Source organism: Singulisphaera photorubra (genome assembly GCF_045290345.1).
Lineage (GTDB): Bacteria > Planctomycetota > Planctomycetia > Isosphaerales > Isosphaeraceae > Singulisphaera.
This window is the reverse complement of record NZ_CP155447.1, coordinates 4,280,806-4,293,594: the sequence shown is the minus strand read 5'-3', so window position 1 is coordinate 4,293,594 and position 12,789 is coordinate 4,280,806. Positions and strand designations below refer to the sequence as shown.

Sequence of the window (12,789 nt, the reverse complement as noted above, 5' to 3'; positions counted from 1 at the left end):
TGCTCGCATCATGAAACGGGCCTTGATTACTGGAATCACGGGGCAGGACGGTTCCTACCTTGCCGAGTTTTTACTGGGCAAACCCGAATATGAGGTGCACGGCCTCGTCCGCCGTTCCAGCAGCCTCAATCGGCAGCGGATCGACCACCTGTTCGGTCCAGAACCTTCGATCCGCGAGCGGTTCCATCTCCATTACGCCGACCTGGCAGACGCATCAAGTCTCGCTGGGGTGATGGAACGACTGCGTCCCGACGAGGTCTACAACCTCGGGGCCCAGAGCCACGTACGTGTCTCGTTCGACCAGCCGCTCTACACGGCGGACGTGGTCGGCTTGGGCACGTTGCGACTCCTGGAAGCGGTCCGGCACCTCGCCCTCTCGAAACCGGTGCGGTTCTACCAGGCCTCGAGTTCCGAAATGTACGGCTCGGCCGCACCTCCGCAAGGTCCCAATACTCCGTTTCACCCGCGGAGCCCTTACGCCTGCGCTAAGCTCTATGGCCACTGGCAGACCGTGAACTACCGAGAAGCGTACAACCTGTTCGCGTGCTCGGGCATCCTGTTCAACCATGAGAGCCCGAGGCGCGGTGAATCGTTCGTCACCCGAAAGATCACCCTCGGGGCCACTCGGATCAAGGAAGGTTTGCAGCAGAAGCTCGTCATGGGAAACCTCGACGCGAAGCGCGACTGGGGATTTGCCGGCGACTACGTTCGGGCCATGTGGCTGATGCTTCAGCAAGAGACGCCGGATGACTACGTGGTGGCAACGGGCGAAACACACTCGGTGCGCGAGTTCCTCGAGTTGACCTTCTCACAACTTGATCTCGACTACCACGATTTCGTCGAGTTCGACACCCGATACACCCGCCCCTCTGAAGTCGACGTCCTGCTGGGCGATGCGAGTAAGGCCCGCGAACGACTGGGCTGGGAAGCGGAAGTGGACTTTCCAGGGCTCGTCAAGATGATGGTCGAGCACGACCTGGAACTCGCGCGTCGCGAGAAGTATGCGATGGGATACTCGGCCCCCTGACCAAGCGGCTCATTCCCGGTCGCACAAACGGGCTGCGACCGGGGTCTCGACCGTGATTCGCTGCGTTTCTCGGTAGGATTGGCCCGCTCTTCCTTTTTATTTTTCTCGCAACCGGGGCGGTTCAGGCACTGGCGCAGTGCCCACTCAAGTTAAGCCATCGGATCTCGTCTTCCTTGGAATTGTGCGTTAGCCCTGGGTGCCACGGGTTGTCCTCAACTCGTGAGCCAAAACCCGGCCTTCTACTCACACCCTCTGGCACCCTGCGGCCGTTGCCGAGCCGCGGTTGCCCCTCAGGAAACCAAGGAAAGCCGTAATCCACTGCCTGGACATCAATGGTCGAACTTAGGAGGAGTCCACCATGACACGGGAACGTTCGACCAAAGTTGTGGTCATCGGACTCGACTGCGCTGAGCCAAGCCTGCTGTTTGAACGGTTTGCCGACCGTCTCCCCAACCTTTCAAAACTCCGTGACAAGGGAGTCTGGGGCAAGCTGAGGAGTTGCGATCCTCCGATCACCGTGCCCGCCTGGATGTCGATGATGTCGAGCAAGGATCCAGGAACCCTCGGCTATTACGGGTTTCGGAACCGCGCCGATCGCTCTTACGAGAAGATGACCACGGCCACGGCCCTCGCTGTGCATGAACCGCTGCTCTGGGACTTCCTCGGCGAAGCCGGCAAGCGCGTGATCTTGATCGGCGTCCCCCAGACCTATCCGCCTCGGCCGATCAATGGGCTGATGGTCACGGATTTTCTGACGCCCTCGATCGCGTCGAACTACACCTACCCGCCTGACCTCAAAGAAGAGATCGCGTTACTTCCCGAGGTCCATCCCTACGAGTTCGACGTTAGCGACTTTCGGACCCCCGATAAAGGCAAGATCCGCGACTCCCTGGTCCGGATGACTGATAAGCGGTTCGCCCTGGCACGTCACCTGCTGACGACGAAGCCATGGGACTTCTTCATGATGGTCGAGATGGGAACGGACCGGGTCCACCACGCCTTCTGGCAATACATGGATCCGAACCATCACCGATACGAACCGGGCAATCCGTTCGAGTCAGTCATCCTCGACTACTACGTTCACGTCGATCAGAAGGTGGGCGAACTCCTCGAGGTGTTGCCCAAGGATACCCACGTCATCGTTGTCTCCGACCATGGCGCCCAGTGTATGGACGGTGGGATTGCCCTCAACGAATGGTTGATTCAACAGGGCTACCTCGTACTCCACGAGCCGCCCACCACGCCTTCACGCCTCGAAACCCTGAAGGTCGACTGGCCGCGAACCACGGCCTGGGGCTCCGGAGGCTACTACGGTCGGCTCTTCCTGAACGTCAAAGGTCGCGAGCCTCAAGGCCTGGTGGCTCCCGAGGATTACGAAAAGACGCGAGATCGCCTCGTGTCCGAACTCGAAGCGCTCGGCGACCCCGACGGTAAACCGATCGGGACACGAGTGCTCAAGCCAGAGAATCTTTATCGAACGATTCGAGGCGCCAGTCCGCCTGACCTCTTCGTTTATTTCGGCAACCTACGCTGGCGATCGGTCGGAACCGTCGGAACCGGACAGATCCATACTTTTGAGAACGACACCGGCCCCGACGATGCCAACCACGCTCAGGACGGCCTCTTGATCGCGGCCGGTCCCGGAATCAGCCCCGCCGGGCCGATCGACGACATGCAGTTGATGGACGTCACACCAACCATCCTCCGGTTGTTCGGTCTCGACCTCCCCGCGGATCTCCAAGGACGCGTGCTCCAGCCGATTGCACCCCACGAATCAAGCCTTGACTTGAGCCAGACGAAGCCGCTTTGAACTTACACCGTTGAGACCCAAGAAAGGGACAAAAAAATGAACACATGGAAAGATGTTCAAGCGAACGGAAAACGTGCAGTGGCACGAATGGCGCGCCGAATTCTTCCGAGGACGACGATTCGGCTTTCTCACGTCGAACCGGGGGTCACGCTCAAGGTCAATCTCCGACGACACGTGATGTTCTGGTCGCAGGGCCTGGCGCGATTCGAGCCCTCGACCGTCCGCGCGATCCGAGCGGCGATTGGCGAGGGGGATCAGGTCCTCGACGTCGGAGCGAACATCGGTTTCTTCAGCACCCTGCTCTCGCGATGGGTCGGTGATGGCGGGCGCGTCCTGGCTGTCGAACCTGAAGTCGAGAACCGCAGATTGTTGCGTGCGAACCTGGAATCGAACGGCTGCCGCAACGTCACAATTTGCGAGTGTGCTGTCGGCTCGACACCGGGGATTGCGGAATTCAGCATCGATGCCGCCACGGGCGCAACCGGCCGACTTGGGGCCGAGCCGACTGCGAGCGAGATCGCGGTGGGAACCGGCAAAGTCCAGGTGGTCGAAACTCGGGTCGAAACCCTGGATTCACTCTGCGAGGTCTACCAGATTACGCCTGCTTTTGTGAAGATTGATATCGAGGGGGATGAAATCAAGGCGCTCGAGGGGGCGACACGGATCCTTCGGACCGCGCGACCGATCATCGTCTCCGAGCTGTCGGGACTCGGTGGCTCCGAGGTCATCAGCCTTCTCAGTCGCGAAAATTACCGAATGTGGGACCTGGAGACGAGCCAGAGTGTCGGGCCGGAAGATCGACCGTTCATGGTCGTGGCGATCCCTGAGGAGCAGGAACAAGGGGAGCGAGCCCGAAAGATCAAAGCGGCGATCGGAGTCCATTCGTCATCGACTGGTCCGCGAGAGGGATGACCGAGTCCTCGAGTGGACAAAGCTCTGAATGACGCAAAGTGGGTATCATGGGAGGTTGGGAGCGTGCAACAAGCCGACCTGACCTTCCATGAATCCCCAGATTGAGGAGGTCTCCCTCGCCCTTCCCCTTTTTTTAGGCCTGGTGCGAACGCTTCTCAGGAATTCGCCTGCCCCCCGATTCGGCGTTGTGATAGGTTGCGGCTCGGTCGTCGCATGATGGCAGAGCCAACCCCTCGTCGAGGAGCCGAGCAATGGGCGAACCCGCGCGATCACTGCTCCTGCTCGCTGGTCGGCTGGACGCGCAAGGCGACATCGATTCGATGCGGTCCTTCCTGGACCGGCTGACCCGGTTCGGTGTCTCGGCGAACCTTCTCTATGTGTCGGCCGGAGAAGGGACCTCAGCCGACGAGCGGTTCATCGAATGCCCGCGCCTTGGCCACCGCTGGCAACTCGCGCTGGCCGTCAGACGGCTCCGGCTCGGCGACCCCACCCGCCGGCCCGAGTTACTCCATATCCTCCACTCGACGATGAGCAGCGCAGGGTTGGCGATCGCCGAGCACTGGGGAATTCCCTACATCCAGACGGTCGACGAATTCCTCGGTCCTCGCGATCGTTTGCGGCTGAGTCGTCGCTGGTGTCGAAAACTGGTGGCGGTCAACCAGGAGCTCGCTGACGATCTCGAGGTGAATTTTGGAGTTCCTGCCTCCTTGCTGTCCGTGGCCTGTCCCGGGATCACGGCTCCCGAGCCGGTCGCTCCTCCGGCGACCAAGCGCCTGACTCCCGTGCCTGTGATTGGTACGGCCGGCCCCTTGGTCTCCGCTTCGGGCTTCGCCACGTTTTTGAACGCGGCGCGTCGGGTCCTCGACGCGGGAATCGATGCCGAGTTTGTGATCGCGGGAAAGGGAGAGGACGAGGTCGACCTTCGCCGTCGAGCGGACCGACTTCGAATCGCCGACCGGGTCACGTTCGCGAGCCAATCGCTCGAAGGATTTCGATTCTGGAGCGTGCTCGACATCTTCTGTCTCACCTCACTCGTCCCCACCGTTGGCCTGTCATTGGCGAGAGCAATGGCCGCGGGGGTCCCCTCGATCGCCTCTGAAGTCGTTGGGCTTCGAGCTCTGATCGACCCGGACGTGTCGGGCCTGTTCGTCCCGCCGGACAATTCCACCGCCCTGGCGGAGACGATCATCGACCTCCTGAACGATCCTGAGCGTTCACGACGGATCGGTCAGCGAGGACGGGAGGTCGTCCTTCGGGACTTCCAGCCCGATGATGAGGCTCGGGATTTGGAGTGCATCTATCAATCAGTCCTGGCGCTGAACGAATTTGCTCAGCCCGCCTCCATCCCGATCCGTTGATTCTCTTCGCTTCGAGCTAAAACCCGGCGCTCGTAGACATTCGCCCAGGCCAGGAAATCGTAGAACGACAAGAGGGTGCAGAAGACGAGTCCGGGCTTACCGTCAAGAAAACCAAGGCGAATCACGTACGAGTAGACGAAGCGAATGAGCGGGCGCATCGGGAGCCGGAGATAGACCTTCTTCAGTAAGCGTTTGAGTCGTTTCCCGGTGCCGATCGACGCGGGAATGGGCTCGTTGAGGAACCGCTCATACATTTCCGCTTCCCAGCGCGCGTATCGATTGTGCTTCTCGACCCAGGCGAAGATCGTCGGATAAGCATAGTGGTCGAGTTCGTGGACGAGTCGTAGCGGTTTTCGGTTTCCGCTCAATTCGACGTGCTCGTGGGCCTCGTTGTCACCAGTCTGAGCGCCTGGCCGGACGGGCATCTTTTCGTAGCGTCCCAGGCGATGTTTGAAGAGGCGCAGGTTCCACGCCTCGGAGTAACCGCAGTGGCGGATCCGACGGCCGAGGAAGTAGTACTTCATGTTGAGGTAGAACCCATCGGCCTCGTCGCCCGCGGTGCGCCTGGCGATCTCGTCGGCCAATGGGGGGATCACCACCTCATCCGCGTCCACAATGAGGACCCACTCATTGCGGAAGGGCAGGTTTTCCAGCGACCAGTTCTTCTTCTTGGGATAGGTCCCGTTGAAATGAAACTGAACGACGCGAGCGCCATGTTCCGCCGCGACGGCCGCGGTTTCATCGGTGCTCTGGCTGTCCACGATGAAGATTTCGTCGGCCCACGCCAGCGCGGGCAGGCAGCGTTTCAGGTTCTCGGCTTCATTCTTCACCGGAACAAGCACGCTCACTTTGACCTTGCCGGACGGAGCACTCGTCGTGACGTCCGACGTCGCGCGACCGGCATCGGACATCGAGTCTGTGGATTCGAGCAGGGACATGATCGGCTCCAGGGCGGTCGCAACGCCCGTACTTCGTCAAGGGTGGCCGCGAACACCGACGAGTCGTCGGTCATTCGCGGATCAAAAAGATGAGTCGAACCAAAGGGCGAACTCGGGCAGAGAGACGACGGCTCAAGGCTCCTGGTCGGGACCAAGCACGGCCTCAGGCGGATTTCCGCCCCCGCTCATCCAGCGATAGACGTCGGCCAGGCGTTGCCCTTGTTGCTCCCACGTGTACTTCTGCTCAACCAAGGCGCGACCGGCCGCCCCCAGCGCCGCGCGTTGGTCGGGGGAGCGTTCCAGCAGGTCACGGAGACCACGCGTGACCTCGTCGATGACCGGCTCGACGACGATTCCTCCCTCGAAGTCAGCCAACTCGGAAAAATGACAGGCCGTCGTGATGAGCACTGGCAAGCGACAGACGAGGGCTTCGAGGATCGCCATACTGAAGCCTTCACTGTAGCTGGGCAGGATGAACGCGTCGGCCGCCCCCCAGACTCGTCGGGCACGTTCACCCGAGACATGGCCGACCCACGTCACGCGCGAGGTGAGACCGTCGTCGTTGATTCGGTTCAAGAACGGCCCCAGCGCACCATCGTCATTCCCTGCCAGGAGGAGATGGACCTGCGGATGTTCGCGTTGAATTCGGGCGAACGCTTGAGCGAGGAGGTCGAGTCCCTTCTTGACGTGAATCCGGCTGTAGAAGAGAAGAACGAACTTGTCCTTCAGCTCAGGGAATTCTGCCTCCAGACTGGAGCGATCGGGCAGGTTTTCGAGTGGGGCCGGATCGACTCCGTTGGGGATATAGCAAATCGGAGTGCGAGGCGCCAGAGTGCGGAGATGGCCGATCTCCGGTCGCGACAACGCGTGAAGACAGGCTGCGCGACGGAGGTTTTTGCCCTCGACCAAAGCCGTGTAGATCTTTTTCTTCCACGCCTTTTGACGCATGGCCCAGGGCTCGGCCATTCCATGAGCGGCGATCAGGTAAGGGACGTCCGCCCGCCATGCCAGTCGCGCACCTCGACGGGTTTGCGCTTGCCAGAGGCCGTGCATGTGAATCACTTCCGCCGTGCGAACCACCGCCTCGAGCTCGGTTTCCGGCCCCTGAAGACGAACGTTCGGCGGAATGATCGTGTCACCGAGCCGGGATGGGGTCGGGGTGACGATATTGACCGGCCCGCCGATTCCAGCCAGCGCTCCGGTCATACCAAGAATGCTTGGCACCATCCCGCCGTCACGGATCGGGTCGAGCCCATTGCATATGTGCAGCCAGCCTTCCCGAAACTTTCGGTTCGAGGAAGCGGTCCCGGGCTTGGGGGTATTGGCCAGGGTGGAGGAGAACGAATGGCTCATCTTGGGCCTCGATTCAGGACGTGAACGGCGGGCGTCGCCCACCACTTCCTCCGTGACGATCGACCACGGCGTTTCAGTTGGATAACAACCCACGGCTCGGAGTTTCCGGGACGAAACCCGCCTCCGATTCTGGGCCTGCATGGCAAGTTCAATGGCCTCGAGCGTCCCTTGGGCGAACCGCTCCGGCCCCCACTCCGCGACGACCTCGCTGGCTCGACGCCCCATCGCCTGCCGCTCGGCCGCGCTCAGCGCGGCCATCCAGGCGAGGCAGCGACTCATTGCCTCGACGTCACGCGGATCGAAGCGCCGTCCGGTGGTGTCGGGAACGTCGGGGACGAGCGTCTCGCCACACCCCGCACGCTCTGAGATCAAGAGGGGCAGCCCGCACGCCGCGGCCTCGTTGACAACCAGGCCCCACGGTTCCATCATACTCGGATGAACGAATGCCGAGGCAAACGCATACCAACGTGAAAGTTCGTCAGCCTGGAGGAAACCGGGGCGGTGGATCGAGTCGGCAAATCCGCAAGAGGCAACCGCTTCGTCGACCTCGGAAGCGTCGGGACCGTCGCCGCAAAGTACCAGGTCCCACGCCCCTTCTTTGGGCACGGAGATCCGATAGCGAGCATAGGCGCGAACCAAGCGCACGAGATTCTTTTCCGAGGCAAACCGGTTCACGGCCAGAAAGTAGGGTGACCGGGGCATTCCCTGACACCCCTCTACGCTTTGGCGGGCGCGTTCGGCCTGTTGCGCATACCGGTCGTTATCCACGGCGTTGTAGCCCATGACGATCCGTTCGCGCGGCATCCCGAGATCGACGAGATAGTTGCGATGGGGAGGGCCGCCGACCAGGGCGCTGGAGAATCGTCGCACTCGGGTTCGCTTGACCGCCTCTTTCCACCAAACGCGAGGATGGTCGACCGCCTGGCTTTCCGACATCAAGATCGCCGGCCGTCTTTCGCGGCCCGCCCAGCGCAAAATCGCCATGGACTCGGGCCGGGAGTAGCCGACGGCCGCCACGACGTCGGGCCGGTCCCGCTGGAGGGCTTCACGCATCGCCTTCGAGCATGCCGACCTCGAAAGGGTTTCCAGAGTTCGGTTCGGAAAGAGGGTAACCCATTCAAAGAGTTCCTTCCCCTGCTCGCGCACCCACGGATACAACCTCTCGGTCCCGGCAATCTCATAAGCGATCAGCCGTCCCCCACCAGCGCCAAGCGCGTGGGCTAGGGCTCTGAGCCTGGCCAAGTGGTACGGCCCAAAATTAGTGAACGAGATAGCGAGTGTCGTTGACATTGGTGCGAGTTCCCTCTCGTTCCCGCCGGATTCGTCACGGTGTCGGGAGATCGCTTCAGGCAGCATACGCCGCGACCGGGACGTCGCCAGGCGCTCGCCCCGCCTTGTTCACAAACCAGAGCAAGACGAGGAAGGGCATCGATGTGAAGCCCCAATTGTAATAGAACCAGACCATGGGGTCGTCAGTAACGACCATGAACCACGCGTTGAAGAAGAAGACGGCCCACCACGCCTGAACCCACGGGACGTGGGCATACAAGCGAAAATAGTCATAGCTCGTTCGCAAAAAGAGGGCCACGCAGGCAAACACGATCGCCGTTCCCACCGCGCCACCGTTGAGTTGGGTCGCCCCGTGAATCCCGATCGCCGGTCCGGTGAACTTCGAGTCTCGCTTGAACTCAGACCCGGCAATCCAGGCGTTGATCCATTGTTCGCGCCCGTAGTATGGCTTGCTCGGCCAGATGATCCGCGGGATAAAGGTCGAGAAGGTCCGGAGATACGAGGCACCATAGTCGTACTCGGACATGGATGGCACGGCCGTCAGGATCACGAGAAAGCCACCGTACTCTTCCGTCTCATGGGAAATCGCCCGCCCCGTATCCTCGTCCCCCTCGATATTCATGTTCCTCAGGATGGTGCCCATATCGAATTCACTCAAGAACGTGAAGAATTCCGCGCCATCCCGACCGCGTTGTCGTTCAAATCTCCAACCAATGGCAATCGAAACCGACAGCGCACCCGCGAAGGCCGTCGTGATCAGAACCGGCCAGGATGGGCGTCGCAGTCGCGTGATGTAATACGCGCATACGGTCGTCAGTACACCCATCAACGAGTGAGATCGTTTTCCATTAAACATCCAAATCATGATATAGAACACGCCGATCGCCAACCCTAAGGCGGTAAAAACAGGGCGATTCTTTTCACCTGATCGGCCGGTCACAATCAGCAGGACGGCCCCCACGAGCATGACGAAAGGGAATGAGGCCAGCAGAGCTCCTTCGGGCGTGACCTCTCCCCCGATGGCGCCGCCGCGGAGCAAGAGCCCAGCGCCGATGCAGCCCCAGAGGATGAGGAAAGGGCTCATGAGACAGACGATGCCGGGAGACCACTTCATGGGCGGATTCGGCAAGCGTCTGGCGAACAGCTTGGTGATCCCACAGTGATAGACGACCATGAACCAGACCAGGGCCCAAAGCGCCCTGACATTGGCCGTCATGACCATCTGGGTGCCCCGCGCTTGCACGGCCCAATCGTGGTAGTTGATCGCCTGAAACACATAAATCTGGACGTATCCAACAAGAAACATCCAGATCGGTTCAAACGGGTCGAACTTCCCCGACAAGAAGTGCGCGAGGAAAACCGCGATGATGACCATTGCGGTGCCGTAGGCCGGATAAACTTCCACGCTGATCCCCTTCCTGGGGTTGCTATTATCCAGGATAGTCGATCGCATGCCGGGCCGCCCCGGCGACGGCTAAATGGTAGCGGGGCCAGTCGAACGACTCAGCCCGGGTTCGCGCGGCGACCGACATGCACGCTCGGCGCTCAGGATCCTGCCCCAGTTGCTCCATGGCCTCGGCCAGGCGTTCGATGTTCCCGGGCGGTACGAGGAGCCCCTCGATGCCGTCTCGCACCACGGACCCGGCGTCAGGTGTGACCACACAGGCAAGCCCGCAAGCGAGCGCCTCGTAAGTCACCACGGCCGACCCCTCAAAGAGCGAGGGGAAGACGAAGACGTCAGCCGCCGCCATGCGCGCGGGCATCTCGGAGTGGGAGACTCGTCCGAGCAGTTCCACCTCATCAAGGTAGTCGACGAGTGGCCCGGGATCACTGGGCAATCCACCGAGAAGTTGCAGTCTCCATCCTGGTCGCCGAATTCGCCGCCACGCTTCCAGGAGATACTTGATCCCTTTCCGCTGCGTAATCCCCCCGGCAAATAAAAAGGTGCATGATTCATTATGCCGCTTTGCCGGGTCGGGTCGAAAGTGGCGTGTATCGGCCGCGTACGGGATCACCGTGACCTTGTCAGGCGACGTTCCGTACCGAATCAAGGTCTCGGCAATATGGTCAGAGGGAACGAGAATGCGATCGGCCAGCTCGATGTCACGAAGCCGACGATCGTGGAGCCAGGCCAGTGCCTCAAGATCGAGTGACCCGTCGCCAAGATAGATCCTGAAGAAGTCGGGCGAGGATTCGGACTCACGTTCGAGAACTTGCTGTTCCTCGCGGACATCGCCGTGGACCATGCTCAGGATGGTACGGATCCCCAGTTCGCGACAGCGGGGCAAGGTGTAATGCGAGCCCACGTCACTGAAGATGAGGGCCGCATCGGGGCGTTGCCCTCGGAGCGTACGTGCCAACTTGCGGTCAAATCGCTCCGTCCGCCATCGCGCGACTCCGCTTCGTGCTCGATGGCCTCGTCTTGCAAGTTGCCCCTCGAGCCTGAGCGCGACGTCATATCCCCACGAAGCACGAACCTGTGCGCCCGGGATCTCCGGATCAAAGCGGCGGGCAAGCGTCCGTTGCAACCGAGCAAAGCGTTCCGGCGCGACGCGACTCGCCAGCGAACCAATCCGGCCCCCTCCACGGTAGTAGTAGGCCGTGTGAAAGCTATGGAGGAGATCCGCTTGTGCCAGTCCGATCACAGCCTGATAGGCAGGTGGCCTGGCGTCGGGGCAAGCGACAAGAATTCGATCCGTGCGTGGAGTCGTCATCGCGAAGAATGCGCTCATCCGTGAAGCAAATTGATGGATGACATCCCATCGCCAATCATCGTAAATCGACAGGATCGTCAGCGTCAAGGGTCGAATCATCACTCTGGGGAGGATTGGGATCGCGAGCGTCCCGCGGTCGCTCGCGGTTTCTCTCCACTCAAGTCCTCAACCGAGAGTGGAGGTTGAATCCTTGAGGCGGGGGTTACCGCGACGTTGGAATCGAGGGTGTGGCTCGTTTATACTATTGCGAGGCGTCACCAAGTCCGGGGCCTGGATTCGGACATCCGCTGGATCGAAGGAAAGCGTATGAATTCACCGCAGACTTCCGAGATGGCCTCGCCTGACCTCGACGAGTTGATGTCGCTCTTAAACCGGCTCTTAGAGAACGTTGCAACGGTTGTCTTGGGTAAGCCTGAAATCATCAAACTCGCGGTCGTTGCGCTACTGGCTGAGGGGCACGTCCTGATCGAAGATGTTCCCGGCGTGGGCAAAACGCTCCTCGCGCGGGCACTTGCCGCCAGCATCGACTGCTCGTTCCGCCGCGTCCAATTTACCCCCGACCTGCTCCCTTCGGACATTATCGGGTCGAGCGTTTACAACGCAGCCTCGGGCGAGTTTGTTTTTAAGCAGGGGCCGATCTTCGCCAACGTGATCCTCGCTGACGAGATCAACCGCACAACCCCAAGGACCCAGAGTGCGCTGCTCGAGGCAATGAGCGATACTCAGGTCTCGGTCGAGGGAAAAACGTATACCCTCGAACCTCCCTTCATCGTGCTGGCCACCCAGAATCCTTATGAGTTCGAGGGAACCTACGTCCTCCCGGAGAGCCAGCTCGATCGATTCATGATCCGGCTCCGGATGGGCTATCCTGTTCGCTCCGAGGAGCGGCGAGTGCTTTCGACCCATCGGTCTGGGGAGCCGGTCGAGACGCTCCGCCCCGTCCTCATGGCGGAAGACGTCCTCCAACTCCAACGCGCGGTGCGAAACGTCCGGGTCGACGACGCAATCGCCGAATACCTGCTGGATATCGTTCACGCAACTCGCAAGGGAGAGGACCTTCACGTTGGTGTCAGCACCCGAGGGGCACTGACCTTGTATCGAGCCGCCCAGAGCCTCGCGTTCGTATCGGGCCGCGATTACGTCGTGCCCGACGACGTGAAATCACTGGCCGTTCCCGTGCTGGCGCACCGCGTGGTGGGTAAGTCGTTCCTCCAGGCTGGTGAGTTTGGGGCCGCCGAGGCCATCATCCGTGATCTTGTGGATCGTCTCCGCGTTCCCTCTTGAGCGATCCCGGTAGGTGCAGCTTTGCGCCTTCCATCAGATCGTTCCGCACCGGAACCGAAGCGGGATTTCCATCATCGTCCATGAATATGGACTGACCGCGGAA

9 protein-coding genes are annotated in these 12,789 nt (G+C 60.9%); 5 read left to right on the top strand and 4 right to left on the bottom strand.

The genetic code is table 11. The annotated features are described in order from the left end of the window. Nucleotides 1-10: 10 nt before the first annotated feature. The 4 genes from gmd (at nucleotide 11) to V5E97_RS16315 (ending at nucleotide 5,107) form a co-directional block, all read left to right on the top strand. Nucleotides 11-1,027, top strand: coding sequence for a GDP-mannose 4,6-dehydratase (gene gmd, locus V5E97_RS16330; protein ID WP_406700362.1), 1,017 nt, complete (start codon nucleotides 11-13; stop codon nucleotides 1,025-1,027). A gap of 358 nt (nucleotides 1,028-1,385) precedes the next feature. After that, nucleotides 1,386-2,837, top strand: a complete 1,452-nt coding sequence (locus tag V5E97_RS16325; protein ID WP_406700361.1) for an alkaline phosphatase family protein — start codon at nucleotides 1,386-1,388, stop codon at nucleotides 2,835-2,837. An 87-nt stretch (nucleotides 2,838-2,924) separates the two neighbouring features. After that, complete coding sequence (locus V5E97_RS16320) at nucleotides 2,925-3,749, top strand: FkbM family methyltransferase (RefSeq protein ID WP_406700360.1); 825 nt, start codon at nucleotides 2,925-2,927, stop codon at nucleotides 3,747-3,749. A 251-nt stretch (nucleotides 3,750-4,000) separates the two neighbouring features. Next, a complete protein-coding gene (locus tag V5E97_RS16315; protein WP_406700359.1) occupies nucleotides 4,001-5,107 on the top strand; it encodes a glycosyltransferase family 4 protein in 1,107 nt (368 codons plus the stop codon). Here V5E97_RS16315 and V5E97_RS16310 read toward each other — a convergent pair. The 4 genes from V5E97_RS16310 to V5E97_RS16295 all read right to left on the bottom strand — a co-directional run bounded on the left by V5E97_RS16310 (nucleotide 5,080) and on the right by V5E97_RS16295 (nucleotide 11,402). Continuing rightward, nucleotides 5,080-6,045, bottom strand: a complete 966-nt coding sequence (locus tag V5E97_RS16310; RefSeq protein WP_406700358.1) for a glycosyltransferase family 2 protein — start codon at nucleotides 6,043-6,045, stop codon at nucleotides 5,080-5,082. The genes V5E97_RS16315 and V5E97_RS16310 overlap by 28 nt on opposite strands. A gap of 132 nt (nucleotides 6,046-6,177) precedes the next feature. Continuing rightward, nucleotides 6,178-8,688, bottom strand: a complete 2,511-nt coding sequence (locus V5E97_RS16305) for a glycosyltransferase family 4 protein (protein ID WP_406700357.1) — start codon at nucleotides 8,686-8,688, stop codon at nucleotides 6,178-6,180. 55 nt (nucleotides 8,689-8,743) lie between these two features. Continuing rightward, nucleotides 8,744-10,141 (bottom strand): hypothetical protein, encoded by a 1,398-nt coding sequence (locus V5E97_RS16300; protein WP_406700356.1) that lies wholly within the window; start codon nucleotides 10,139-10,141, stop codon nucleotides 8,744-8,746. Next, nucleotides 10,119-11,402 (bottom strand): glycosyltransferase family 4 protein, encoded by a 1,284-nt coding sequence (locus V5E97_RS16295; protein WP_406700355.1) that lies wholly within the window; start codon nucleotides 11,400-11,402, stop codon nucleotides 10,119-10,121. Before V5E97_RS16295 ends, V5E97_RS16300 begins: the two co-directional genes overlap by 23 nt. A gap of 306 nt (nucleotides 11,403-11,708) precedes the next feature. Here V5E97_RS16295 and V5E97_RS16290 point away from each other — a divergent pair, with 306 nt between their 5' ends. After that, the gene (locus tag V5E97_RS16290; RefSeq protein WP_406700354.1) at nucleotides 11,709-12,686 is read left to right on the top strand and encodes an AAA family ATPase; all 978 of its coding nucleotides are present in this window, start codon (nucleotides 11,709-11,711) and stop codon (nucleotides 12,684-12,686) included. Nucleotides 12,687-12,789: the final 103 nt, after the last annotated feature.